Raw genomic sequence first — 25,825 nt, 5'->3', positions numbered from 1 at the left:
GAAGGATGGATCTTCAGGAATTACTATCATATAAATGGAGTATCATGACACCGGAGTTCATCATCCTTGGTGTAGCAACTTTATTATCTTTGTTAGATTTATTTATGCCAAAGAAAATAGATCGAAAAATTCTTGGCTGGATCGGTTTAGCCGGAATTGCAGGCGCAACGATTTATCTTGCAGGACTTGTTGGCGGCCAAACGACATCGCTTCTTTATGACACGTTCCGTCTAGATTCGTTTGCAATCGCATTTAAATTGCTCTTATTAATCGGGTCAATGTTCGTTTTATTATTAGCAATTGGCTATGAGAAAAAAGAGAGCCTGGTAGAATTTACAGGGGAATTTTATTATTTGTTTTTAACTGCGTTACTTGGTGGCATGATGATGACATCAAGTGGCGATTTAATTACTCTTTTCGTCGGACTAGAGCTTTTATCAATTTCCACATATATTTTAGCCGGAATTCAAAGAAACAATTTAAAATCGAATGAATCGGCAATGAAATATGTGATTAATGGAAGCATCTCGACTGCGATCACGCTTTTTGGGATGAGCTATATTTATGGATTGACGGGTACAACGAATATTAAAGGCATGATCAGTGTTTTATCTGCTCTTTATGATTCACAACAAATCTATTTATTAGGCTTAGCCTTTTTCATGACATTTATAGGACTTTCTTTTAAACTTGCGACTGCTCCGTTCCATATGTGGGCACCGGATGTTTATCAAGGAGCTCCAACGCCAGTAACGGCCTTTTTAAGTGTCGTATCGAAAACAGCTGGATTTGTCATAGTGATGAGAATTATTATATCTGTTTTCATGTCAATGCCTGCTTCAGATGGTCCAGAGCCAATACCGATGCTTGTCCATCTTCAAGATTATTTAGGCTTCCTTGCTGGGGCAACGATGATCATTGGTAACGTTGTTGCCTTAAGACAAACGAATGTGAAAAGAATGTTTGCTTACTCTAGTATTGCCCATGCCGGTTATATTCTAGTAGCTTTCACTACTTTAGGGTTCTTCACATTTGATGCAATCTGGTACTATTTATTAGCTTATTTATTCATGAATGTTGGAGCATTTGCTGTCATCCAGCTTATCGGAGCAAAGACAGGCTCAGAAGATATCCATCAGTTTGCTGGACTATACCGTCGTGCGCCAATCTTAGCGGTAACAATGGCAGTGTTAATTTTATCATTAGCTGGTTTTCCAGGTACGGCAGGATTCATTGGAAAGCTTCACATCTTTATGGGAACTTTTTCAACTGACCCAGCTCATTATGTGTTAGCATCCATTATGATTGCGACAACTGTCATTTCTTACTTCTATTATTTTGGAATCTTGACACAAATGTTCTTTAGACCTGCTGCTGATGATAGTAAATTCAATATTCCAGTGGCATTAGTGATTGTATTAGTTGGAAGCTTAGTTGGTACCGTCCTACTTGGAATCGCGCCAAACATAGCTTTAGACTTTTTACATGAAAACTTTAATCAGTTTAGGGATTTCTTACAATAAGTAAGCTTTTCTTAATGGGAGAAACGGTTTATTGGGGATAAATAGGGGAGTGTTGCCTTGTGCTGAGGCAACCTTCTCATACGGAAGGAAGGAGTAAAGGGGCTCCTTCCTTTTTGTTTTTGTAATTTATCGGTGCATGTTACAATAAAGTGAAACTTCCATCAGTGGGGGTTTTTTTCATTCCCCACTGATGGTTAGTTGAACCAATCGGACCTTTACGGGCAGTTGCCCCCCTACCAATCTTCTTTGTTTACTCTGAAACCTGAGGAGGGGGTCTTACTGCCCGTTAAGAGTGGGATAAATGGGTTATTTTTTAAATAGGAGGTTACTTATTTATGCTGGCTTCTTTCGGATATGATGCATTAATTGGGATCGTCGTTAATTTAATTTTTATTGGACTGTCTTGGTGGGCATTACAATCCATCAAACTAGACCGTTTACTCAAACCAAACCGAGTTCTACAAGCTCGTGCCTTATACATCCTACTATCCATTGCCCTAGGCTCCATCGTCAGCAACTTCTTCCTAGACTACCTACAATGGTCCCGCCAACTCCCCCTAATCCTTTAACACACTAACGTAGTGGGGGTCAGTCCCCCAGCACTTTAACGCATTAAACTACTGGGGGACTGACCCCCGGCGCTTTAAAGTGGTAAAGTTTTTAAAATTCGTTTTGTCTAAGGGAGAGTGCTTCTTTAAGGGCTTCGTGTGTGATGGTTTCATGATTTGACAGGTCTGAGATGGTTCGTGCGACTCGAAGTATTTTCATTTGGGATCTCGTACTTAAATGATGGGTCATGGCATACCGACAAGCATAAGACGAGATCCCTAAAAGAGGGTGTTCTTTGCCTTCTTTTAGGGATCTTGTTATGACCTCGAGGGACTAGGCGCTATAGCTAGACAATTTTTTTCGGGAAATTCAGCCATTTCATCCACAAACAATATGCCATTATGGGCTAAGGAATTTCTTGAGCCTCCTCCAATAAGAGAAACAGCAGAGGAGAATGGTGTGGTTGTCTTAACGAGTTCTATGTAAAGGTGGTTTGGATACTGCTGCTAACTGATAAAGACTAATTCCCTCAAGTTAATGTTCAGATGTGGGTGGTGGTGTATGGGAGGAAAGGTTTCTGCCAACCCCAGGACGACCAAACAAGAGGATGTGGTGACCACCAGTCGCTGCAATTTCCAATGCTCTTTCTGCTTGATGATGGCCAATGATATGGGCAAATTCGATTAGTGATTTGCCATTTTCATTAGAAATAGACTCCTGGAAAAAATTACGACCAACATAGTGTTTCCTCCCTTTTGAGTGAGGCTAATATATATTCTGCTTTTTTGTTTGGGGCATGTAAAAATTTTAAATAATTTTCAATTTGTGGTTCAGGGAAGAAGGATAAGATTTTTTCTTTAGAAACTAAAGAATTTTTAGCTGAGGAGAAGAAAGAAGGGAGACTGCTCCAATGATAATCTTGGAGGTTTGTCACCATTTCTGCTTCTAAAGGATTTAGGTGGATATACCTGCTTGTATTGAGGAAATATTTTGCATCAGTAATTAATTCGGAATGAAAACGTCCTTGAAATACATGACCATTTAGTTCGTGCCGCTTATTTAAATAAATCGCGTAGGTAGTATTGATGGTTTTCATAATATCAGTGATGGGAATGTTCGCTGTTTCTAGGAGAAAATGAATATGATTTTTCATGAGGCAATAAGAGTGAAGATCGAAGGGGTATATTTCTTTAGTTTCTTTCACGATGGTTAGAAATTTTTGATGATCATGGTCATCAAAGAAAATAAGCGCCTTTCTGTTACCACGAGCGGTAATATGATAGGTTGCACCAGGAAACCAAATCCTATGCTTTCGTGACAATGGAATACCTCCTAAAAATTTGATACGTATTTATTTCTATAGAGTCATCCAAATTCCTCTATTTTCATAGGGGAATTTTCAATTCCAAAAATAAATAGGACTTGTTACATGTTCCCTATTTCCAACAATTTCAGTAAGATGTATAAGTGCATAAAGTAAAGTAGTTCGCCCTGTGACTTTAACGCGGTAAATCACCGGGGGACTGACCCCCAGTGCTTTAAAGGGTGAAAGTGTTTGTCTAAAAGTGACGAGATTTCCCATGTATGCTCTTTCTTTCGTTGGAAACAATGAGTAGTAAGGAGAGGGGATATTTAGATGAATAGAATAGTTACTTTATTATCGATTATTGGGATTGTTGGTTTTGTTTTTTTACAATTTGGGAATCAGTCGATTGTAGCGAGCAATCGAGAAAGCGGTCATAATGAATTGATGACAATTGCATCGGTTCTTGAAGAAGAAAAGGTTGATATCCAAGAATGGATGATTCATTCCCGCGAGCATCTTACCTCATTTAGTAAAATAGAAGAAGTCATTCAATTACAAACAAAGCTAATGAAAGAATTCCCGAATTGGGATTGGTCTATTCATCAAAATAACGATAAATGGGAAGCGATTGCCACCACAAAAACTTCCAACGCTTATAAAGAAACCATTAAAATGATGGCAACCCTCACAAATAATCAACTTCATTCGTATATCATATATGAGGTAAAAGGAACAAAATGGAATCAAAAAACAGAGGATTTTTTCCATGAAAAATGGATATCTCGAATAACTGCCATATTTCGTGGAAATCCCACAAATTTCTCTTGTATGAAAGCGGATATCAGTGATAAGATTGATTCGTCTTTGACTTTATCTGAAACAGTAAATAATTGGCTTGAAGCCTTTAATGCTAAAGAAATTGAATCACTTCATGAATCAGCGTTTGTCTCCATTTCGGCCTCATCAAACCTTTTTGCTGAAAAACTACAAACGAAACATGATGATATGAATTTACAATTAGCGATTAGATCGAATGGATTGGGCGCAAAGACTACCCTTGTAGTTGGCACACCCATCATCACGATTGAATATTAATATAGAGAAATTGGACGCGGAGGGGAATACACTTGGAAAAAATCATTGTCCGTGGCGGACAGCGTTTAAACGGTACCGTCAAAGTAGAAGGAGCAAAAAATGCCGTTTTACCTGTGATCGCTGCAACATTATTAGCAAGTGAAGGGAAGAGCATAATTAAAGATGTGCCGACTCTCTCCGATGTATATACGATCAATGAAGTATTAAGATATCTAAACGCCGAAGTGGAGTTTAAAAATAATCAAGTTGTTGTAGATGCATCCAGAGAATTAAAAGTAGAAGCACCGTTTGAATATGTACGTAAAATGAGAGCTTCTGTCTTAGTAATGGGTTCTTTATTAGCGAGAAATGGACGTGCGCGTGTTGCTTTGCCTGGTGGCTGTGCCATTGGATCACGCCCAATTGACCAGCACTTAAAAGGCTTTGAAGCGATGGGTGCTACGGTGAAGGTTGGGAACGGGTTTATTGAAGCAGAAGCACCAAACGGTCGTTTACACGGAGCAAAGATTTATTTGGATTTTCCTAGTGTAGGTGCGACCGAAAATATTATGATGGCGGCAACTTTAGCAAAAGGTACAACCGTCCTTGAAAACGTGGCAAAAGAACCTGAAATCGTTGACCTGGCGAATTTTTTAAATGCAATGGGTGCAAATGTTCGTGGAGCTGGTACGGGAACGATTCGTATCGAAGGCGTCGATCGTATGTATGGTGTAGAGCATAGCATTATTCCAGATCGTATTGAGGCAGGAACCTTTATGGTAGCGGCTGCGCTTACACAAGGGAATGTTTTGGTTCAAGGAGCCGTTCCAGAGCATCTTTCTTCATTGATTGCCAAAATGGAAGAAATGGGCGTTATGATTATTGAGGAAGAGGATGGGGTACGAGTTATTGGACCTGAAAAGTTAAAGGCGGTTGATATTAAAACCATGCCTCACCCTGGATTCCCAACAGATATGCAATCACAAATGATGGCTTTGTTACTTCGTGCACAAGGCACAAGTATGATAACAGAAACGGTATTTGAAAATCGCTTCATGCATGTAGAAGAATTCCGTCGTATGAATGCGGATATTAAAATTGAAGGTCGTTCTGTGATTTTATCAGGACCATCTGACCTTCAAGGGGCAGAAGTGTCGGCAACAGACCTTCGTGCAGCAGCAGCCTTAGTATTGACAGGCCTAGTAGCCGAAGGAGTTACACGCGTGACAGAATTAAAACACTTAGATCGCGGATATGTGAACTTCCATCAAAAACTAGCGGGACTAGGGGCAGACATCGAACGCGTAAAAGACATCGAAGCCATTGAAATGGACGAAAAAATTATATCTGATCTAAATGCATAACAAAACGGAGCTCTGCCATAATGGTAGAGCTTTTTTGTTTTAGTGCTTTAAAGTGCCGGGGGACTGACCCCCAGGACGTTAATGCGTTAAAGCGGTGGGGGTCAGTCCCCCAGAACTTTAAAGTGTTAAAGCGTAATTAATTTAATAAATAAATCTGTCATAAATGCTTGTCCTTCTCCATAAGAATGTGTAGAGAACTAGCCTATTTGTGCTTGTTAATACTTCTAATGGAGGATCGAATTCATGAAAAACATCAAACCTTTCGTCGTACTAACTGCAATTCTATTTACGATCACTTTATTGATTCCAGCATTACTTGTTTTACCGTTTTCGGATAAGGCGAGTGGGAAGTTAGGAGAAGGTTTAAGCTCCCAGAGGCATAAAGCAGTGACAGTAGATGCAAGTCAGCTTGATTCTGCGATAGAAGTTGCTGTGTATCGAATGTCAAAAAAACATATTGAGAATCTTCCTTTGGAACGTTATGTGGTTGGCGTTGTCGCTGCAGAAATGCCAGCTGATTTTGAATTAGAGGCGTTAAAGGCTCAAGCATTAACAGCAAGAACGTATATTGTTAAACAAATGATGAGTGCTGAAAAAATCGGGGTGCCAGAGGGTGCAGATGTAACCGATTCGGTGAACCATCAAGTTTTTAGAGATGATGAAGAGTTGAAGCAAGATTGGAAATTAGATTATAGTTGGAAGTTAAAAAAAATCCAAGAGGCAGTGCTTGCGACAAAAGGACAAATATTAACTTATGAAGGGTCACCTATCTTTACGACTTTCTTCTCGACAAGCAATGGCTATACAGAAAACTCTGAGGATTACTGGCAGAATGCCTTTCCATATTTACGAAGTGTGAAAAGTCCTTGGGATGTGGAGGAGTCACCGAAATTTACAGATCAAGTAGTCATGACCATCGCAGATTTTGAGCAAAAGCTTGGAGTTAAATTAAATGGAAGTGAACAAATTGGTCAAATTATTGAAAAAACAGAAGGTAATCGGGTAGCAAAAGTAAAATTTGATGGCAAGACGTTGAGTGGTAGGGATATACGGGATAAATTAGATTTAAAATCATCAGACTTCTCGTGGGTAAGAAAAGGCAACCATATTGTGATTAATACAAAAGGCTATGGACACGGCGTCGGCATGAGCCAATACGGCGCCAACGGAATGGCCAAAGAAGGAAAAAACTATGAACAAATCGTTAAATACTACTACCAAGGCGTTAACATCCAAACAGCAGACCAGCACCTCAACACCATCACCGCTAAAAAATAAACTAGTTTAGTGCTTTAAAGGAATGGGGGTCAGTCCCCCGACACGTTAATGCGGTGAAGTGTGCGAATGTTCTTTTTTATGATGTAGTAGGCGATGGCGACGCCGGTGAGGTCTTTTATGACGTCGATGAGGGTGGCGGAACGGGCTGGGACGAAGGATTGATGGATTTCGTCGGTGATTCCGTATAGCCCCGCAATGACCGCAAATGAAAGATTTATCGCTGGTGTCAACCTTCTATTGAAAAATGCCGCTAACACGAATAAAAGATAAAGAATGGCGAATTCGACTAAATGTAGCGATTCTTTAATCATTCGATCGGTTTTTGAGTCTGGCAGCTCAACAAATGTGTTATCGGGCAGGCTCGACATGATCCAAACCATCGCCATATAAAAAATCGGTAATATCCATAAACCCTTTCTCAATAACTTCAAAAAAATCCCTCCAAAGTAATTATTCAAATCATGCATAAAAGACTTCTCTTTGTCGAAAAATAAGTCTAAAAAAAATTTTTAGAACATTGTATATAATCACCAAAATGCGTTAAGACTGATTGCTGAGGTGATGAAAATGAGAGAGGAAGAAACTAAACGATCTTCTCAAGACTCCAGCATGAAACGCTTTATCAAAAAGCGTTGGGTATTTCCAGCCATTTATATTGCAAGTGCAGCCATTATTTTAACAGCGGTCCTTTGGTACCAAACGAGTAGCAATAATGCTGCTAAAGACAAAGATTACGACTATAATGCTACGGACATTGCAGGTAAAAAATACAATCAGCCAGCAATCGAAGTAAACAGCAAGTTAGAAAATATCGGTTGGCCTGTGAATGATCCGGCAACAGTTGTGATTCAAAAAGAATTCTACGATGCAGATGCTAAGCCTGAAGCGCAAGAAGCTGCATTAATATCTTACAACAACTCGTTCCGTCCGAACACTGGTATCGATATTACGATGGAAAATGGTGAAACATTTGACGTCGTAGCAGCACTTAGTGGTACTGTCACAAATATTCAAGAAGATACCCTTCTTGGAAATGTCATTACCATTGAACATGACAAAAATGTAGTGACACAATATTCATCGGTTAAGGATTTTGCCGTTGAGGTTGGCGCTCAAGTAAAACAAGGACAAGCCATTGCTAAGGCTGGGCAAAGCTTGTACAATGAAGAGGCTGGAGTACATGTACACTTTGAAATCCGTAAAGATAATAAACCTGTAAATCCAAATGCTTATTTCAATAAGCCGGTAAGTACTTTACAGGAAGAGAAGCCTGCGGAAGACAAAGCAACAGATGAATCGAAAAAAGAAGAATCTGCTGATGAGTCAGACAAAGCAGAAGAAGGCGCTGAAACTGATAAAAATAAAGATCAGGACGGCGAAACTTCTGAAGATCCATCCAAAGAAAAAGAAGAATCTACAGATTCAACGACAAACCCATCTTAATATATTCGAAACAGTGAATACAAAGAGTAAGTACCCATGTGTACTTGCTTTTTTTTGCTTTTATAGGAAAACTCTACACATTTCCCCTATTCAAAATCTTTCGACAAATCTTTGCTAGCTTGGTATAATATTTCGCAAGACGAAGAAAATGAAAGGGGATTTATATGACATACCATAACTATCCATATGCCTCACAGAGAATGGCGACAATATCGCGAAACGGAATGGTCGCTACCTCGCAGCCTCTAGCGGCTCAGGCTGGTCTAGATATACTTAAGAAGGGTGGAAATGCCATCGATGCTGCCATCGCTACAGCGGCTTGTTTAACGGTTGTAGAGCCAACCTCCAATGGAATTGGCGGCGATGCTTTTGCCCTCGTTTGGGTGAAGGATCAGCTTTATGGGTTAAACGGAAGCGGTCCTGCTCCGATGGACATCTCGATTGAAAAAGTAAAGCAGCTGGGGCATGAGAAAATGCCTGTACATGGCTGGATACCTGTAACAGTTCCAGGTGTTCCTTCGGCCTGGGCAACCTTGTCTAGTCGCTTCGGACGTCTTCCGTTAACGAAAGTATTAAAGCCAGCGATTGATTACGCAAGGGGCGGATTCCCACTTTCACCGATTCTTGCGAAGTATTGGAAGCGTGCGTTTGAAATTTATAAACAGCGATTACAAGGTCCAGAGTATGAAGAGTGGTTCCGTGTGTTTGCACCGAATGGAAAGGTACCAGAGGTTGGCGAGATGTGGAGTTCGGAGGACCATGCAAATACGTTAGCAGAAATCGCGGAAACGAATGCGGAAAGCTTCTATCGTGGCAACCTTGCGGAAAAAATAGTGAAGGCTTCTGCGTCGGCTGGCGGATTTTTAAAAAAGGAAGATCTTGAAGCTTATCAAGCGGAGTGGGTCGATCCGATTTCGGTTCACTATAAGGGCTATGATGTGTGGGAGATTCCGCCGAATGGTCAAGGTTTGGTTGCTCTTATGGCGTTGAATATATTGAAAAATGATCGCTTTAGTCACCGTGAGGATGTTCAGACGGTCCATCTCCAATTGGAAGCGATGAAACAGGCGTTTACGGATGGAAAGGAATATATTACGGACTCGAAGTTGATGAAGACAAGGGTGGAAGATTTATTGTCAGAGAAATACGGTCAGGAGTGTCGTGACCAATTCACGGATGAGGCTCGTTTGCCGGTACCTGGAACACTTCCAAAGGGTGGAACGGTATATTTAGCAACGGCTGATGGAGAAGGAAATATGGTTTCCTTTATTCAAAGTAATTATATGGGCTTTGGTTCGGGGATTGTTGTTCCTGGTACAGGGATTGGCCTGCAAAACCGTGGACATGATTTTTCACTGGATTCTTCGCATGAAAATTCGTTACAGCCAGGGAAAAAGACGTTCCATACGATTATTCCTGGATTTTTGACTAAGGGGAAAGAAGCAGTCGGTCCGTTCGGTGTTATGGGTGGATATATGCAGCCGCAGGGACATGTTCAGGTAGCGATGAATATGATTGACTTCGGATTAAATCCACAAGCAGCATTGGATGCACCAAGATGGCAGTGGCTGGAGGGAAATAAAATTGAAGTGGAGCATCATTTCCCGAATCATCTTATAAAGCAGCTTGTTCAAAAAGGGCATCAAATGACTGTTGCACATGACTCAGGCGGGTTTGGTAGAGGACAAGTTATTGTTCGCAATCCTGAAACAGGCGTGCTAGTAGGCGGAACAGAGCACCGTACAGATGGAAGTATTGCAAGTTACTAGAATGACAGGGAGGTTTACACATTGAAAAAGCTTTTGTTAAGCGGTTTTGAGCCGTTTTTAGGGTTTCCTATTAATCCAACTGAATCGATCGTAAAGGAGCTAGATGGGAAGGAAATCAGTGAGTATGTGGTTCATGGTTTACTGCTTCCAGTAGATTACGAGACAGCAGGACCAAAGATTCTTGAGGAGATTGAAGAGCTTCAACCAGATGCGGTCATTTCGTTAGGGTTGGCGGCAGGTCGTACCTCAATTACTCCAGAACGTATAGCTATTAATTGTCGGGATGGGGAAGCAGATAATAGTGGAGTGGCTTTGCAGGATGCTCCGATCGTGGGCGAGGGACCTGATGGCTATTTTTCGACGCTTCCAATTCGGGAAATGGTCAATGTTTTGAATGAAAATGGGTATCCAGCCCGTATTTCCAATACAGCAGGAACGTATTTATGCAATAACATGATGTATACGGTTTTGCATGCTACAGGCGGAAAGATTCAAGCGGGATTTGTCCATATTCCTGCTTCCCATGAGCTAGCAATTGCGTCGAAAAAAGATATGGCCAGCTGGTCGTTAAGAGATTTGACAGAAGCTGTGGAAAAAATAATTGAAACTCTTAAATAGTTTCAATTTGAATCGACAATTTCTCGGGAAATAACAGAAAAAAGGCCAGGTTCCGACTTGTTTCGGATCTGGCTTTTCGTTTATTTATTATGAATGGATTGTTGGAAATAAAGTTGAACCTCGAATACTGGTTGATTAAATTGCTAGAATTTAAAATTTGTAATTAGCGATCCAGAGTGGCAAGTAGAATTATTTCACTTCAAAGGTGATAGTTTTTTTGGCGTTTGGCCAATTATTATCAATTAGCCAGATTTCAAGTTCATACATTCCTTTTGCCAATCCAAGGAATTCTCCTGTATAAGTTAATTCTTCCCCTTGCTTTAAGGTTTGTTCTTTATAAATCATGATAAACATTTTATCATCCGTATACTGTTCGACCTTTTTCCCGTCTTTTTTCAAAATATAATCAAATTGGCTGCCGCTAACATTGACGATTTGCTCTTTTTCAGTTTGATTTTTGACGGTAAAGGTCCATTTGTAATCATTGTTTTTTGTATTGCTGATGGTTGCTTTCGGCTCTAAGCTTCCAGCTATGATTCCCCCTTCTTTAGGATGAAGGAAATGATAAACCTCGTATAGGCTATAAACTAAATGTGATCGTTTTGCATCCACACGATAATCATCTTCTTTACTTAAGAATCCTTCTGTTAAGGCTGCTGCCATATAGCTTTGTGCCCAATTACTTGCAGGCAACCAAATGGATGCATAATCATTTTCATTTAGTTGAGTGGCCTTAACTAATACTTTCGCCACTTCCTCAATAGTCAGTTTTTGATTTGGATGAAAATTTTTTCCTTTTTCTCCTTCCATCCATCCCTTCTTTGTAATGGCAAGGATGGCATCCTTTGCCCAATGCTTTTTCACATCTTGATAAGGGGAAGTGTCCTTAACTTCTTCTAGCTTAAATAAACGGAAGAGACTTACCGCCAATTCAGCTCGTGTTAAAGAGGAATCAAACTGTGCTTTTCCATCCTTTTTTCCTTTTAATATCCCATTTTCAAGTAAAAAGGCATAACGTTCCTCTAATGTCACGGCGTGAGGAGCCTTCACCTCTAAACGAGAGCCCTCTCTTTTGATTGAAGTCCCTTCTCCACTGGCAAAACCAGAAGTAGCTGGAACGAGCATAACCATAGTCGAAAACAAAACAAACCACCTTTTCAACCTACAACACCTCCGAGTATTTACACCAATAGACGAAACCCAAGCATAATCAGTTACAAAAAAAGATAAAAAATTCCTTTACCACATTAACGTGCCGGGGGTCAGTCCCCCGGCAGATTAACGCTTCACCGTAATGGGGGACTGACCCCCAGTGCTTTAAAGGGGTGAAGCGAAATGGCTTTTGGTGTCCAATTTTCAAAAAACTTTCATTAAACCTTGTCCCTATTGACTTTTTTGGGCATATATCGCGAACCAAGCTAATAAAATGTTACAAACCTTACAAAGAGGGGTTTGAGGTGAGGGGTCGTTTAAATCAAACGGGTATCCAGTCGGGGACATGATTATTTATGGCAATATCGGAAAGTGTTGGTTTAAGTAGGCACTTTCTGCCGCATGTACGAAAGAAAAGGCTATTCTAATAAGCTAAAGGCCATGCGGAACGGTAGTAGGACGTCGGAGCGAAGAGCGAGTCTCATTTCACACTTCTCACATCCGAAACCAGGGAGGGCGAGTGGTGTGCACGATTACATCAAAGAGAGAACTATCAAGATTGGAAAGTATATCGTGGAGACGAAGAAAACAGTTCGCACTATTGCGAAGGAGTTTGGCGTATCCAAAAGTACAGTCCATAAAGATTTAACGGAAAGGCTTCCTGAAATTAATCCTGAATTGGCAAACGAGGTAAAGGAAATATTAGATTATCATAAATCAATTCGTCATTTACGTGGTGGTGAAGCAACAAAATTAAAGTATCGTCGTGAAGAAAAAGAAGGGGAAATTGTAAAATAACCTGAAATTCGCTTCGAACAGACAAATTTCCACAATAATTAACAAAAAATTAGGGTATTCCTCCTGAATATGATAAAATATTCAATTAGGATAATCACGGTTCGTCTAGATCATTGAACAGACTAAAATGGAACATAAATGGATTAACTTAAGTAGAGCCTTTCATAAGTTCTAGCAGCTAGACAACCCGTTTCAAGGAGGAAAGAAAGACAATGTTTGCTAGAGATATCGGTATTGATTTAGGAACAGCCAATGTTCTCATCCATGTAAAAGGACGTGGAATCGTTTTAAACGAGCCTTCTGTTGTGGCCATTGATAAAAATACAAATAGAGTCTTGGCAGTTGGAGAAGAAGCTCGTCGCATGGTGGGACGTACGCCTGGAAACATCGTAGCGATTCGACCATTAAAAGACGGTGTAATCGCAGATTTTGATGTAACAGAAGCAATGTTAAAGCACTTTATTAATAAATTAAATGTGAAAGGCTTTCTCTCTAAGCCACGCATTTTAATTTGTTGCCCAACGAATATTACAAGTGTCGAGCAAAAAGCAATTAAAGAAGCGGCTGAAAAAAGCGGCGGGAAAAAGATTTATTTAGAAGAAGAGCCAAAGGTTGCTGCTATCGGCGCCGGGATGGATATTTTTCAACCGAGTGGAAATATGGTAGTTGATATTGGGGGAGGAACGACCGATGTAGCAGTTCTGTCAATGGGTGACATCGTAACCTCTTCCTCCATCAAAATGGCTGGCGACAATTTCGATATGGAAATATTGAATTACATCAAGCGTGAATACAAGCTATTGATCGGGGAAAGAACGGCTGAAGATATTAAAATAAATATCGGTACCGTATTCCCTGGTGGTCGTTCAGAGGAAATGGAAATTCGCGGTCGTGATATGGTAAGTGGTCTGCCACGTACATTAACTGTACGTTCCAAAGAAATTGAACAAGCACTTCACGAATCAGTGGCTGTTATCGTTCAAGCAGCGAAAAGCGTCTTAGAGCGCACTCCACCAGAACTATCCGCAGACATCATTGATCGTGGTGTCATCCTAACAGGTGGTGGGGCATTGCTGCATGGTATTGATATGCTCCTTTCTGATGAACTGAAAGTGCCAGTCCTTATCGCAGAAAATCCGATGGACTGCGTAGCAATCGGTACAGGAATTATGCTTGACAATATTGACCGCCTACCACGAAGAAAACTTGGATAAAACTGAAACCCTGTGGCAACAGTCACAGGGTTTTTTGTATGGAAAAACGCGCTTTAACGCATTAACGTGTCGGGGGTCAGTCCCCCGGCACGTTAATGCGTTAAAGAGGTTGGCAATATTTAACGATAGTGGCTAATGGCTTATCGTTTCTACAATATTTATGGTTTTAGGGAGATCTTTTTCAAAAATTGACGTTTTTCGATAAATAGTTAATGTCGAAACGTGATTTTTTTTCTATAATAGAGAGTAAGTAAATGGACGGGGTGAGTGGCAATGTTTAGAGGGTTTTATACGGTGGCTTCGGGAATGCTTTCCCAGCAGCGCCGCACTGAAATGTTAACGAATAATATGGCCAATGCGAATACACCTGGTTTTAAAGCGGACCAGTCGGCAATGAGGGCTTTTCCTGAAATGCTTTTAAAGCAAATGGGTAAAACGACCATTCCGACGGATAAACCTCTTAACTTGCCCTATAACCAATTAGTTGGGCCAATTAATACGGGAGTGTATATGCAGGAAACGATTCCGCAATTTAGGCAGGGTGATTTGCAAGAGACAGGGAATAAAACAGATATTGCCCTTGTAAACGGAAATCTTCCTGATAATGGTTCCATCTTTTTTGCGGTTCAAAATTCAAGTGGGGATATACGTTATACGAGAAATGGAAATTTTACGGTCGATGGCGCGGGATATTTAACGACATCGAGTGGCCAATATATTTTAAACGAGCAAGGCGAACGGATTGCTTTAACAAGTGACCAGTTCACAATAAGTGAAAACGGAATTTTGACAGATGCAAATGGGCAACAAACACGTCTAGGTGTAGGGTTTGCTGAGAACTCTTTACGGATGGTGAAAGAAGGAGACGGTCTATTCCGAACGGAAAATGGGGCTGTCCTTCCGAACGCTTATACGACAGTTGACGGTCAATTTAAGCTTCAACAAGGATTCCTTGAGCGATCGAATGTGGATGTAAGTAGGGCAATGACGGATATGCTAAGTGCCTATCGTGCCTTTGAAGCGAATCAAAAGGTACTTCAAGCCTATGACCGAAGTATGGAAAAAGCGGCCAATGAAATTGGAAAGCTTTAAACTAAAGACTTAAATATCGTATAAAAAATTGATGACCAATCGTAAAGGGGGGATACGGATGAATCGTTCCATGATTACAGCAACTAACACACTTGCCCAGCTGCAGAAACAGATGGATATTATAAGCAATAACATGGCCAATGTCGATACGAACGGTTTCAAAAGAAGAGAAGTTCAATTTACTGATTTGTTAGTCCATGAATTTCAAAATCAACGAAAGGCTGATGCGGAGACGAATCGCTTAACGCCCAATTTTATCCGCCAAGGAACAGGTGCGAAGCTAGGCCAAGTTCAATTGAATATGACGCAAGGCTCTATAAAGCCGACAGAACGTTCTTTAGACACAGCTTTTACCAAAGAGGGACAGTTTTATCGTGTACTTGTACAAAATGAGAATGAAAGTGAAATTCAATACACTCGTAATGGTGCATTATATTTAAGTCCTATATCCGATACAGAACTCATGCTAGTGAATGCAGATGGACATCCTATACTTGATGAGAATAATCAACAAATTATCGTTTCAGGTGATGCAAAGGATTTCACGATTACTGAAAACGGGTCCTTCTTTGCAAAATCTCCAAATGGTCGTGAACAGTCCTATAACCTAGGTGTTGTTCAGGTGAATAAACCTCAGTTTTTAGAGCAAAAAGGGAATAACTTATTAGGATTGCCAGCAAACTTTGCTGAACTTGGGGTTACAGTGGATGAAATTTTGACAGCTTTAAATGGTCCACAACGAGGGCAAATAGGCATTAATCAACGTGCATTAGAGCAGTCAAATGTAGATATGTCAAAAGAGATGACACAACTCATGAATGTTCAACGTTCCTATCAGTTTCAAGCTCGGTCCATCACTATTTCGGATCAAATGATGGGGCTTGTAAACGGAATTCGTTAAAGGAGTACAAACCATGACTTTAGACCGTAAACAGGTAAAGACCCGTGAGGAAATGAGAAAAATTCGTGCAGAGGAAAAGGGAAACCTTACCTTGCGTGAATTGCGCGAAAGACGGAAGAACATTCGTGTCCGTCTCATTCCTGTGTGGGTGAAAGTCATTATGGTTGTTCTTTTACTATTTGTGAGTGTTATAGCTGGAACTGTCGTAGGCTACGGCTTTATTGGGAACGGTAAACCGTCCGAAGCCCTTCAAAAGGAAACATGGACTCATATTCTTGATATGATTAATAAAAATTAATTTGATGGCAGGAAGGGAATTTTCCCTTCCTTTTTGTATGATTATTTTAGTACAATAAAATGGAACCTAATATTAGGAGGAGGTCATAAAAATGTTAGATGTGACTCAAATAAAAGAAATCATTCCACACCGATATCCATTTCTATTAGTTGACCGTATTTTAGAAATAGAAGAAGGCCAAAGGGCGATCGGAATTAAAAATGTAACAGCCAACGAAGAGTTTTTCAATGGACATTTTCCAGACTATCCAGTTATGCCTGGGGTATTAATTGTCGAAGCGCTCGCACAAGTAGGAGCGGTAGCGATGTTAATAAAAGAGGAAAACCGAGGACGCTTAGCCTTCTTTACAGGCATCGATAATTGCCGTTTTAAAAGACAGGTCAAACCTGGTGATCAGCTGCGCCTAGAAGTCGAAATCATTAAAATCAAAGGACCTATAGGTAAAGGAAAAGCCATCGCCACCGTAGACGGCGAACTTGCCTGCGAAGCAGAAATTATGTTTGCCTTAAAATAATGCCTACTTTAGCACACCACCGCGCTGGGGGTCAGTCCCCCAGTATGGTAACGCATTAACGCGCCGGGGGACTGACCCCCGGCGCGTTAATGCGTTAAAGTGCGCAAAAAATTCGTAAGCAAATGCAATTTTTTTAAAGTTATGGGGCAATATAACAGCAGACCAATTCTTAGGTCGAACATTCAATAAGAAAGGAGCTGTTATACATGGGCAAAAAGCTTTTAACTTTGATTGGAGGATCCGCATTAGCTGCGATGCTGCTTGTGGGTTGCGCAAACAATGATGACGACCAAAACCCTCCTCCAGAAGATGTGGATAATGGTGTTGTAGATGATAATAATTTAGATAACGATGTAAATGATAATAATTTAAATAATGACCATTATCCTGAAAGTGAAGACATCAATACGGATAACGATGGGGATGCGACTAAAGACAATAATACCCCTCAAGAAGATGTTGTTGAAGACAGAATTGATATGAATGATAAAGACAATAAAGATGAATAAAATTGAGGGGGCAGGCTAAATACCTGCTCCTTTCTTATTTTTTACTTGGGTTTAAATATACTAGATGAATAATATTTGTATATTATTTGGAATTTTTAAAAATTTTATTTAAAAAGCATACCATTATTCGAAACTTTTTTTGTACCTTGTCGATTTTTGTGGTAAGGTATATATAGTTTCATGGTTGGCAGGGTAGAGATAAAGTTTGGGAGGTACTTTTACAAGTATGTTTAAAGATCTTTCACCAGGCATTAAAAGTAGTATTACACGCTCGATTACGACAGCGTTTGAACAATATATGCACAGTATTGACTGGAAGGAATCGAAATTTGATTTGCCAGCCTTTATTGCTGACTGGCGTGATTATATTCAAAATCAAGCTTCTTGGTATGAAAAAGTAGATACAGAAACGAAAATCAATCCCCAATTCCATCAGGAACTGGCTGAAAAAATTAACGAAACCATTGATAAAATCCTATCCGAAAAACCAACTGAAGCTCAAATGGATGAAATTGAGAATTTGCAAAAAGAAGTACGCGAAGAATTCGATTATTCCTGTAAAACAGAAGCTAAGTATGTCATAGAAAAGCTAAAAGAAGAGCTAAAAAAAAAGTAGAGTTACTAGGGCCAGCCTCTGAAAAAGAAGTAAAGTATGCGTCTTTACTCTATTTTAAAACATTTGAAAAAGAGCTTCCGAAGCTCGATTATCGAAAGCAAGACATCGAGTATATCATTCAGCAGCTAGAAATACATTCCGGTGAAGACGTCTTTATGAGTGTCTTAGTCCATTAAATAAAACTCCCAAATCGATGGGAGTTTTATTTTTTTACTTCTTTAAGAATGGGCTTTGACTTCATTTTGTCTTTAAACTCCATTAGTAAGGTATCACCGCTGAGTCCTTTATCCAGCAGATGGTCCAGTAAAGTTTCAGCATAATTGCTTTTGGAACGTTTTAATTTCCCTTGAAAAAGAATGCTCACACGATCATCCAGTTTCTTCACAGAAGAAACTTTCGTTTGAAAAGCGGCAGGGTCGTTCTCCTTTTTCGAAATAACAACCTGTACAATTAAGTCTTGCTGACGATCAAAAGCTTGTTGGAATAAATGCTGATGTGAAAGATCTGTATAGGCTTCGATCAGCCAAGTATTCAGATCATCCTCTTTATTAATAATCAAACCGTCTACTAAAGCAATATCCACTAACCGATACTCTTCAACAACTTGTAACGAAATGAGCTTAAAGGTCTTCATCACAACCTCCTCCAACCATATTGCCCCCATTATAACACAGTAGAACAATGGAATGAATTCGCTTTCACACATTAAAGCGATGGGGGTCAGTCCCCCAGTGCTTTAATGTGCAAAAGCAGCGCGCTGTTCACCAATTTGTCACATTGTCGAAAAAAGATAAGTGGTTATAGCAAATTTGCAAAAACTGGATTTAAAATGTCATTTTCGTCTAGAGAAAATGACATTTTAAAACAAAAAATCCCTTCAAAATGACATTTTTGACATTTTACGTGATTGGGTATAACAAGCTATGATGAACACATTAAAAGGAGAGGAGAAAAGACATGATCAATCAAGTCACACTTGTAGGACGTTTGACAAAAGATCCAGATTTAAGACTGACCCCAGATGGTATACCAGTTGTAAATGTCATTTTAGCAGTCAATCGTCAATTTAAGAATCAACAAGGGGAATACGAAACGGATTTTGTCCACTGTACCCTATGGAGGAAAACGGCAGAAAACACATCTACCTATTGCCGAAAAGGATCAGTCATTGGGATTACAGGCAAGATTCATACACGAAATTATACGAATCAGGAAGGAAAGAAGGTTTATGTGACAGAGGTAGTCGCCGAGTCAGTCCAATTTTTAAGTCGTAAGCCAACAATCGAAAAAAACGGAAGTACCGATTGGGATACACCAAATGACGGAAACTTACCTTCAGGAAATTGGACAAATCATGTTCCAAGGGAGGAATCCAATGCTACAACAACAGGAAACTTTTAATCGTGTAGAAATGCTCTTAGGCAGTTTAATTAAAATGCTTGGAAAAACAAATGAAAGGGTCGATCAACTGGATAGGAGAGTCCAGCAATTGGAGTGGATTATTCGTGAATCTCAATTGCCGTCTAGGGATGAGGTGGAAAAAGATTATATGCTTATCTAGACCGCAATTAACGTTATTAGCCCCAGTATTCCTCATTAGAAAAAATCAATAACTCCTCTGTTTCCTCTAATTTGGCAACTATTAAGTAGTGCAGAGCGTTAGCTCACAATACTAGTTTGCCATTTTTTTTAAAGTAATTGCCCTATATTCTTGGTGGAAATGTAGTAAATACGTAGTTTAAAAAGAAAACAAGGTACTAAACCTTTTACGTTTTAGTACCCTGTTTTTATTGAATTAATACCTTTTCTTTATTTCTTTCATAAATGCTTGGGTTGCCCGAAGAACGGCGGTTCTTGTTTTTTCATCTAGTAAATGCAGTTCAAGAAAAACATCTTTTACTAGCTTTTCGTTTTTGGCAAGTTGACAAATAATCTCTATTTCAGGGTCCGAACCTGTTTCCGACTCTTTTAAAATGTAGGGTGCCTGTCCTGTTTGAATCATTTGGTCTAATTCTGACACTAAATACTCTTTATCCACTTTATACATATCCGAAAACTGAAGGACTGTTTGATAGGTAGGGACGTTCTTTCCAGTCTCATAACGACTGATCATGGACCGATCCATTTTTAATACTTTTGATACATATTCTTGAGACCAGCCGTGTTTTCTTCTAAGCTGTTGTAATTTTTCTGAAAGAGACAATCCATCACCACCCTACACATACTTACTTTTAGGGTAACGGTTATCTATATGAAAAATAATGATATGTGAATAATCAGCACAGTTAATTTTGTTTATATTACTCACAAATGTTACGACAAATTTCGTTGCAATTTGTAAAAATATCGTCGAATAATAAAGGGGTAGGTAAAATTTACTAATTAAGGGGGCCTTTTATAAAATGGATGATGGAAAACGAGACAATACACAGTTTGAAAAAGCTATGACTAGAATTATTTTTATTGGAGAAATCAAATCATCCTCAGAAATTCATATTCATATTCCTCCTACTTTCTATGATGCAATTCAACTATCAAGTAATCAATCCTTCATCAAAGAGCAGAAACAACCTTATCAATACTTACAATTAGATCCTAATAAGTTGCTTCGTTTTTATTATTACGATGGTACAGAAAGAAAATGCGGACAGATATATTTACAAAAAGGAACATGGAAAATTCAAATGGAACAGCCAGCTAGCACCTTTTGCACACACTTTATCCTCCAAAAAGGAGACAAACTTTTTTTCCTATTCTACCCACCCAAAAAAGGGGGAAGCCACTGCAGAAAAGTACCGCGTTAAAGCGCCGGGGGTCAGTCCCCCGATGTGGTACCGCGTTAAAGCGCCCGGGGTCAGTCCCCCAATGTGGTACCGCGTTAAAGCGCCGGGGGTCAGTCCCCCGATGTGGTACCGCGTTAAAGCGCCGGGGGTCAGTCCCCCAATGTGGTACCGCGTTAAAGCGCCGGGGGTCAGTCCCCCGATGTGGTACCGCGTTAAAGCGCCCGGGGTCAGTCCCCCAATGTGGTACCGCGTTAAAGCGCCGGGGGTCAGTCCCCCGATGTGGTACCGCGTTAAAGCGCCGGGGGACTGATCCCCAATGCAATACCGCGTTAAAGCGCTGGGGGACTGACCCCCAATGCGATACCGCGTTAAAGCGATAAAAGAGGGGCTGCAAGTTTGCGGCAGCCCCTCTTTTTATGATAGATATACTAGTTCGCGTAGGTCTTCGGTTGTGAGTTCGGTGATCCAGTTTTCGCTTTGGATGACTTGGTCGTTTAGCATTTGTTTCTTTTCGAGCATGCCGTCGATCTTTTCTTCGAGCGTTCCGGTGCTGATCAGCTTATGAACATGCACGAAACGCTCCTGACCGATGCGGTATGCTCGGTCGGTTGCCTGATTTTCGACGGCTGGATTCCACCAGCGATCATAATGCACAACATGATTGGCTGCCGTTAAATTCAGACCCGTTCCACCTGCCTTCAACGACAACAGAAACACCGGGAATTCACGGTCCTGAAAACGCCCAATCATCTCATCTCGCTTCGCCTTCGGAACACTTCCATTTAAAAATGGGACATCGACCTTAAATTTCTGCTGAATCAATTCACGAATCATTTCACCCATTTCAATATACTGGGTAAAAATAAGACAGCTTTCCTCACGATCCAATACATTCCCAATAATCTCTACCAACTTCTCCATTTTCGCAGACCGATCAATCAAATCCGCAGCAGGTCTCTCCTTCAAATACAATGCCGGATGATTACACAGCTGCTTCAACCGTCCGAGCATTTGCAGCACCAACCCTTTGCGCGCAATTCCGGACACCGTTTCAATCTCCGCAAACGTATCCTTAATCAATTGCTCATAAAGGGAAGCCTGTTCCGCCGTCAGTGGGCAATATTCCTTCTGCTCCAGCTTATCCGGCAAATTCAGCGCAACCTCTTCATCCTTCTTCGTTCGCCGCAGCAAAAACGGTCGAATCAACCCTTGCAGCTCGCGAATTTTCTTCTTCTCATCATCCTTTTCAATCGGAACAATGAAACGCTTCTGAAATTGCCCCAAACTTCCCAAATACCCGTGATTCGTAAAGTCAAAAATCGACCAAAGTTCCGCCAATCGGTTCTCCATCGGCGTCCCCGTTAAAGCAATATGATGCAGACCTTTCAGTTTTCGAACCGCCCGCGACTGCTTCGTTTGCGCATTCTTAATATTTTGCGCCTCATCAATCGCAATCGAACTCCATGTCAACTCCCCAAAATCTTCTTCATCTAAATGGGTCAGCCCATACGAAGTCAACACAATATCACTACTCGAAGCTTGCTCCCGAAAAGCCTTATCCTTCAAACGATTTGACCCATAATGTAAATACACATTCAAACTCGGCGCAAACCGTTCCAGCTCCTTCTGCCAATTGCCCAGTACCGACGTTGGACAAACAATCAGCGCCGGCCCCGTTTCGGCTTCTGCCTTCACCGCAAGCAAATACGAAATCAACTGAATCGTCTTCCCAAGCCCCATATCATCAGCCAAACAAGCCCCAAACCCATACTTTCGTAAAAAAATCAGCCAGCTCATCCCTGTTTGCTGGTAAGGCCGCAATTCCGCCTTTAAATCGTTCGGCACGGGCACAACAGGCATCTCCTTAAACTCTGATAACTGATGAATCATTTGTTTCCACTGTCGATTCAGTTCAATTTGGATCTTTGCGAACGCTTTAGGGTTTTCGTGCTCCTCGTTTTCTTCGTCTGTCACCATTTCCTGCTCAAACAAATCACGAACATGTAAGCCTTCTTTTTCCGCTTTCTTCATTAAATCTTGAATTTGGCGGATGAATGCGGGGTCCAATTTTACCCAACGCCCGCGAATATAAACAAGTCGTCTCTTTTCTGAAACGAGCTGTTGAAATTCATCCTCTGATAAATCAACGCCATTCATCGAGAAGCGCCAATCAAAATCAAGCATCGCCTGTAAGCCGACAAACGATGGACGGTGACTTGAAGCGGAACCCTTCACCCGAGCCTTCACTTTCAAGTTCGCATTTTGCATCGCTTCCCACCAAGAAGGAAGGAGAATTTCTACGCCGAGACTTAAGAGCGTTTCACTCGCTTCGGTTAAGAAAATCCAAGCATCTTCCTCTGAGAGAGTCCGTTTTAAGCCTTCTTCGCCCTGTAACCATGGGAAAATTCTCACCCAACGCATCTCAGTTTCGCGAATCGTGTCAGCATACTTTCGCCATTTCGCTGGAAGCGCCCCCGTATCAAACATTTGCTCTGGGTTCGCTCGGTCGCGTACGAAAAGGTCGAGCGTCCAATCAGGATTGGGCGACATTGATGGATCGTGTGCTTCAAGCTTCCCGAAAGATTCCTCCACAGCTGCACTAAACTCGGGTTCGTCTAATCGAAGACCAATCGTGAATGGAGCTGCATTTTCCTTCAACCCAATCCATTCAAGCCAAGTATCCTCATCAAAAAAGGCCGACAGCATGCCAGGCGGGAAGTTTTGTTTTTGCAATAAAGAAAGCTTTTCGCCGAGCCATTTTTTCGTTTCTTTATTTTGATCTAGGTGGGCATTTAATGCATCGTGAAACCAATCAGAAATATAAGCTTCGACCTCTTCTTCCCAAAAAGAAGGATCAAATTCTTCCACCACTCGTTTTGGAAGCTGCCAACGAAATTCTCCTGATTCTAATGCTGAAAAATCGGGCAGCCAGTCTTTCTCTGTAATCGCTTCGAAAATTGATGGAGCGGCAGTAAGGCATAGCTCAGCCTGTTCATCCCATTCCCATTCGATAAAGGGGTTGAACTTTTCATGGGCAAAAAGGGTCGCAAGCCGCCAGGCATCCAGCAGCACTGCTTCATTTTTCACCTCTAAAAAGGCGCCGTAATAGCTTTCGCGGTGACGCCCAAACAGCAAGTTCTTCCACTCATGGACAGGGAGGTGGACACCATCATCCAGTGCACTCACGGCAAAAACGCCGTTATCCCATTTTTCTACCGTAATCATTAGTTTCTTCGTTCTAAGCATGGATTAACTTACCCCTTTGGCATTCTTCATGAAAGGCGCGCAGACGCTTCGTTTTTTCAATCAACTGCTCGAAAAATTCGTCCCATTCTGGAGTGCGCTTCAACTTTTTGTAAACCGTCCGAAGCTTTTTTAACTGGCGGACCGCCTGGCGATAGCCTTGGCGGTTTTTTAAATCAATTTGTGCTTGAATCGATTGATGATACAGAATGACTAATATTTCAGGGTTTTGCACAGCGAGTACGTTGACACGGTCTTTTCCGACCCATTCTAAATCAACACCGATATACGCTTGCAACTCACACCAGCGCTCATAATCCCCGCCTTCAAATAGAAACGTATCATAAGAAACATAACTATATGGCAGCAAAACTTTTAGTGCTTGTTCGTATAGGTCATTGTTCTTCGTTTCCGAGCAGTAAGGAAGGATCGTTTGGATGACGGCTCTCGTAAAGTGGCGACATTGTTGGTCGTCACGCTCTACATTCATATAGGTTTTCGAGAATTCCACAAACAGCTCGATATAAGGCTTCAATCGTGACCAATCCTTTTTCGCAGTCAATAAATCAATCCAATAGAATAGGAAAGTGACAGCCGAGGGACCGACAGTTTGGATTTTTTCGAGCGCTTCAGCGTCCCGATTTAAGAGATAGAGCTGATGAATTTCCGCTAATTGATATACAAAGAGCTGGCTACCGGCAAGTTTTCCTAGCTCTTCCTCGCGCCACTCTTTTCGTTTAAAAAGATTCGTCCATAGCACACGGTACAGTATCAATCTCTCAATTGGATAGGTTGCGGCACCTTCAAGTATATGACTGGAATCTGCCCGCAAACTCGTTAAAAATTCATCAAAAGCAAAAGGCATCGTCTGAATTCCGAGCTTATGAACGAATTCCTCCGCATCTTCTATCAGTTCGTCGAGGATAGGAGAGAAGTATTTTTCGAATTGGTCTAGATCTTCAGCCAACTGGACCAGTTTTTGAAAGGAAAAGATCGTCGCAATCAGTTCATAAAGGAGCTTCCATTCTGCCTCAATTGGTGCGGATGCCCGAATCCGGCGCTGGTAAACTTGAAATAGCTCCTTTAATACATAGGGATTGGGGATCTTCTTCGGTGTTAAAATCGCCTGAAAGCTTTCATCAAAAGCTTCAATCCAGCGGTCATAGTTCGGCTTCAACGTTCCACTTGCCTTAAACAAATCCTTGGCCCGCTGCAACCCCCATTTGGCCGCCGCATTTTTTTTCATTAAAGGTTCGCGCCACTCATCAACCCATTCTGAAACACTACGTATTTTTGCATAGGCAGCAAAAAAAACAGCAAGCTTATGGCGACATAAACCGAAATTCGGGCAAGCACAATCACTCATATCAAAAAAAGACAAATCAAGCCGAACCTTCACAGGAGTGACATCTTGGACCGTCGCAAAAACTTGGTCACTTTCAAATTTCAATTGATACACCAAGCCTTGACGATACAAAAGCATCCCCTTTTGCACAAGCTTGGCATCCTCCTCTGCACCCGGCTGAAGTGTCGTCGCCACCGTCTGCGCAACAAACTTCAGCCCCTGCTCCACATTCGTAGGCAAAGCCTCCATCTTCCTGGCCCCCATTTCTGCGCCAACTCTGTTTGGCACATCCCGTTTCCTGAAAAAAATATATTCTATTATTATACCCAAAAAAAGGGTGGCTGACATCACTGAAACACGTGGCGCGGAAAATCTGTCAGGAAAATTTGTTGTTTTGCTGGAGATCGTTTGTCGGATGGGAATCAGAGTTGGGGCA

General features: G+C 41.1%; 29 protein-coding genes. 19 read left to right on the top strand and 10 right to left on the bottom strand.

All coding sequences use genetic code 11. The features are described from left to right. Nucleotides 1-5 precede the first annotated feature (5 nt). The gene (gene nuoN / locus ACFSO7_RS22730; protein WP_377879742.1) at nt 6-1,523 is read left to right on the top strand and encodes an NADH-quinone oxidoreductase subunit NuoN; all 1,518 of its coding nucleotides are present in this window, start codon (nt 6-8) and stop codon (nt 1,521-1,523) included. A 335-nt stretch (nt 1,524-1,858) separates the two neighbouring features. Then, entirely contained in the window at nt 1,859-2,092 is a 234-nt protein-coding gene (locus ACFSO7_RS22725; RefSeq protein ID WP_377879740.1) for a DUF1146 family protein, read from the top strand. Between the two features lie 91 nt (nt 2,093-2,183). Here the strand turns inward: ACFSO7_RS22725 and ACFSO7_RS22720 are convergent, their stop codons facing one another. The 4 genes from ACFSO7_RS22720 to ACFSO7_RS22705 form a co-directional block, all read right to left on the bottom strand. Then, entirely contained in the window at nt 2,184-2,321 is a 138-nt protein-coding gene (locus tag ACFSO7_RS22720) for a magnesium chelatase subunit ChlI family protein (RefSeq protein ID WP_377879739.1), read from the bottom strand. A 68-nt stretch (nt 2,322-2,389) separates the two neighbouring features. Further along, nucleotides 2,390-2,554 carry an ATP-binding protein gene (locus ACFSO7_RS22715; protein ID WP_377879986.1) on the bottom strand — a complete coding sequence of 55 codons (165 nt, stop codon included), beginning with the start codon at nt 2,552-2,554 and terminating at the stop codon, nt 2,390-2,392. A 52-nt stretch (nt 2,555-2,606) separates the two neighbouring features. Next, nucleotides 2,607-2,738 (bottom strand): ATP-binding protein, encoded by a 132-nt coding sequence (locus tag ACFSO7_RS22710; protein ID WP_377879985.1) that lies wholly within the window; start codon nt 2,736-2,738, stop codon nt 2,607-2,609. Nucleotides 2,739-2,799: 61 nt separating this feature from the next. Beyond that, nucleotides 2,800-3,393, bottom strand: a complete 594-nt coding sequence (locus ACFSO7_RS22705) for a transposase (protein WP_377879737.1) — start codon at nt 3,391-3,393, stop codon at nt 2,800-2,802. Between the two features lie 315 nt (nt 3,394-3,708). On the opposite strand from ACFSO7_RS22705, the gene ACFSO7_RS22700 reads away from it, so the two are divergent. The 3 genes from ACFSO7_RS22700 (at nt 3,709) to spoIID (ending at nt 7,094) form a co-directional block, all read left to right on the top strand. After that, nucleotides 3,709-4,473: a YwmB family TATA-box binding protein gene (locus ACFSO7_RS22700; protein ID WP_377879736.1), complete on the top strand. Its 765-nt coding sequence runs from the start codon at nt 3,709-3,711 to the stop codon at nt 4,471-4,473. A gap of 32 nt (nt 4,474-4,505) precedes the next feature. Next, entirely contained in the window at nt 4,506-5,816 is a 1,311-nt protein-coding gene (murA, locus tag ACFSO7_RS22695) for a UDP-N-acetylglucosamine 1-carboxyvinyltransferase (RefSeq protein WP_377879735.1), read from the top strand. 243 nt (nt 5,817-6,059) lie between these two features. Continuing rightward, on the top strand, nt 6,060-7,094 hold the full coding sequence (spoIID, locus tag ACFSO7_RS22690; protein ID WP_377879734.1) for a stage II sporulation protein D: 1,035 nt from the start codon (nt 6,060-6,062) through the stop codon (nt 7,092-7,094). Nucleotides 7,095-7,123: 29 nt separating this feature from the next. Here the strand turns inward: spoIID and ACFSO7_RS22685 are convergent, their stop codons facing one another. Continuing rightward, complete coding sequence (locus tag ACFSO7_RS22685) at nt 7,124-7,525, bottom strand: VanZ family protein (protein WP_377879733.1); 402 nt, start codon at nt 7,523-7,525, stop codon at nt 7,124-7,126. A 136-nt stretch (nt 7,526-7,661) separates the two neighbouring features. Between ACFSO7_RS22685 and spoIIQ the strand changes: the two genes are divergently transcribed. The 3 genes from spoIIQ to ACFSO7_RS22670 all read left to right on the top strand — a co-directional run bounded on the left by spoIIQ (nt 7,662) and on the right by ACFSO7_RS22670 (nt 10,924). Further along, nucleotides 7,662-8,537 carry a stage II sporulation protein SpoIIQ gene (gene spoIIQ, locus ACFSO7_RS22680; protein WP_377879732.1) on the top strand — a complete coding sequence of 292 codons (876 nt, stop codon included), beginning with the start codon at nt 7,662-7,664 and terminating at the stop codon, nt 8,535-8,537. A 164-nt stretch (nt 8,538-8,701) separates the two neighbouring features. Beyond that, nucleotides 8,702-10,306, top strand: a complete 1,605-nt coding sequence (locus ACFSO7_RS22675; RefSeq protein ID WP_377879731.1) for a gamma-glutamyltransferase family protein — start codon at nt 8,702-8,704, stop codon at nt 10,304-10,306. Between the two features lie 21 nt (nt 10,307-10,327). After that, nucleotides 10,328-10,924 carry a pyroglutamyl-peptidase I gene (locus ACFSO7_RS22670; protein WP_377879730.1) on the top strand — a complete coding sequence of 199 codons (597 nt, stop codon included), beginning with the start codon at nt 10,328-10,330 and terminating at the stop codon, nt 10,922-10,924. 189 nt (nt 10,925-11,113) lie between these two features. Here ACFSO7_RS22670 and ACFSO7_RS22665 read toward each other — a convergent pair whose 3' ends face one another. Then, on the bottom strand, nt 11,114-12,085 hold the full coding sequence (locus ACFSO7_RS22665) for a BsuPI-related putative proteinase inhibitor (RefSeq protein WP_377879729.1): 972 nt from the start codon (nt 12,083-12,085) through the stop codon (nt 11,114-11,116). A gap of 516 nt (nt 12,086-12,601) precedes the next feature. On the opposite strand from ACFSO7_RS22665, the gene spoIIID reads away from it, so the two are divergent. The 8 genes from spoIIID to ACFSO7_RS22625 all read left to right on the top strand — a co-directional run bounded on the left by spoIIID (nt 12,602) and on the right by ACFSO7_RS22625 (nt 18,018). Continuing rightward, nucleotides 12,602-12,874 (top strand): sporulation transcriptional regulator SpoIIID, encoded by a 273-nt coding sequence (gene spoIIID / locus ACFSO7_RS22660; RefSeq protein ID WP_377879728.1) that lies wholly within the window; start codon nt 12,602-12,604, stop codon nt 12,872-12,874. 212 nt (nt 12,875-13,086) lie between these two features. Further along, nucleotides 13,087-14,088, top strand: coding sequence for a rod shape-determining protein (gene mreB / locus ACFSO7_RS22655; RefSeq protein ID WP_377879727.1), 1,002 nt, complete (start codon nt 13,087-13,089; stop codon nt 14,086-14,088). 273 nt (nt 14,089-14,361) lie between these two features. Continuing rightward, nucleotides 14,362-15,180 (top strand): flagellar hook-basal body protein, encoded by an 819-nt coding sequence (locus tag ACFSO7_RS22650; protein ID WP_377879726.1) that lies wholly within the window; start codon nt 14,362-14,364, stop codon nt 15,178-15,180. A 58-nt stretch (nt 15,181-15,238) separates the two neighbouring features. Continuing rightward, complete coding sequence (locus tag ACFSO7_RS22645; protein WP_377879725.1) at nt 15,239-16,081, top strand: flagellar hook-basal body protein; 843 nt, start codon at nt 15,239-15,241, stop codon at nt 16,079-16,081. A gap of 13 nt (nt 16,082-16,094) precedes the next feature. Further along, the gene (locus tag ACFSO7_RS22640) at nt 16,095-16,379 is read left to right on the top strand and encodes a DNA-directed RNA polymerase subunit beta (RefSeq protein WP_377879724.1); all 285 of its coding nucleotides are present in this window, start codon (nt 16,095-16,097) and stop codon (nt 16,377-16,379) included. Between the two features lie 91 nt (nt 16,380-16,470). Then, the gene (fabZ, locus tag ACFSO7_RS22635; RefSeq protein ID WP_377879723.1) at nt 16,471-16,893 is read left to right on the top strand and encodes a 3-hydroxyacyl-ACP dehydratase FabZ; all 423 of its coding nucleotides are present in this window, start codon (nt 16,471-16,473) and stop codon (nt 16,891-16,893) included. A 206-nt stretch (nt 16,894-17,099) separates the two neighbouring features. Continuing rightward, entirely contained in the window at nt 17,100-17,402 is a 303-nt protein-coding gene (locus ACFSO7_RS22630) for a hypothetical protein (RefSeq protein ID WP_377879722.1), read from the top strand. 226 nt (nt 17,403-17,628) lie between these two features. After that, complete coding sequence (locus tag ACFSO7_RS22625; RefSeq protein WP_377879720.1) at nt 17,629-18,018, top strand: hypothetical protein; 390 nt, start codon at nt 17,629-17,631, stop codon at nt 18,016-18,018. 202 nt (nt 18,019-18,220) lie between these two features. Here ACFSO7_RS22625 and ACFSO7_RS22620 read toward each other — a convergent pair whose 3' ends face one another. Continuing rightward, entirely contained in the window at nt 18,221-18,652 is a 432-nt protein-coding gene (locus tag ACFSO7_RS22620; protein ID WP_377879719.1) for a YwpF-like family protein, read from the bottom strand. Nucleotides 18,653-18,975: 323 nt separating this feature from the next. Here ACFSO7_RS22620 and ssb point away from each other — a divergent pair, with 323 nt between their 5' ends. Both ssb and ACFSO7_RS22610 read left to right on the top strand, forming a co-directional pair. Beyond that, on the top strand, nt 18,976-19,419 hold the full coding sequence (gene ssb, locus ACFSO7_RS22615) for a single-stranded DNA-binding protein (RefSeq protein WP_377879718.1): 444 nt from the start codon (nt 18,976-18,978) through the stop codon (nt 19,417-19,419). Further along, entirely contained in the window at nt 19,394-19,579 is a 186-nt protein-coding gene (locus ACFSO7_RS22610; protein ID WP_377879717.1) for a hypothetical protein, read from the top strand. Before ssb ends, ACFSO7_RS22610 begins: the two co-directional genes overlap by 26 nt. Nucleotides 19,580-19,813: 234 nt before the next feature. Here ACFSO7_RS22610 and ACFSO7_RS22605 read toward each other — a convergent pair whose 3' ends face one another. Further along, nucleotides 19,814-20,221 carry a helix-turn-helix domain-containing protein gene (locus ACFSO7_RS22605; protein WP_377879716.1) on the bottom strand — a complete coding sequence of 136 codons (408 nt, stop codon included), beginning with the start codon at nt 20,219-20,221 and terminating at the stop codon, nt 19,814-19,816. 199 nt (nt 20,222-20,420) lie between these two features. Between ACFSO7_RS22605 and ACFSO7_RS22600 the strand changes: the two genes are divergently transcribed. After that, complete coding sequence (locus ACFSO7_RS22600; protein WP_377879714.1) at nt 20,421-20,822, top strand: hypothetical protein; 402 nt, start codon at nt 20,421-20,423, stop codon at nt 20,820-20,822. A 393-nt stretch (nt 20,823-21,215) separates the two neighbouring features. On the opposite strand, the gene ACFSO7_RS22595 is transcribed toward ACFSO7_RS22600, so the two are convergent. Beyond that, on the bottom strand, nt 21,216-24,047 hold the full coding sequence (locus tag ACFSO7_RS22595; RefSeq protein WP_377879713.1) for a DEAD/DEAH box helicase: 2,832 nt from the start codon (nt 24,045-24,047) through the stop codon (nt 21,216-21,218). Next, nucleotides 24,040-25,638 (bottom strand): SWIM zinc finger family protein, encoded by a 1,599-nt coding sequence (locus ACFSO7_RS22590; RefSeq protein ID WP_377879712.1) that lies wholly within the window; start codon nt 25,636-25,638, stop codon nt 24,040-24,042. The genes ACFSO7_RS22595 and ACFSO7_RS22590 overlap by 8 nt, the downstream gene beginning before the upstream one ends. Nucleotides 25,639-25,825 lie beyond the last annotated feature (187 nt).

It is taken from the genome of Bacillus sp. CGMCC 1.16607, assembly GCF_042683745.1.
Classification (GTDB): Bacteria; Bacillota; Bacilli; order Bacillales; family Cytobacillaceae; genus Pseudoneobacillus.
The sequence above is the reverse complement of the archived record's forward strand: the minus strand, read 5'-3'. Positions and strand labels throughout refer to the sequence as shown.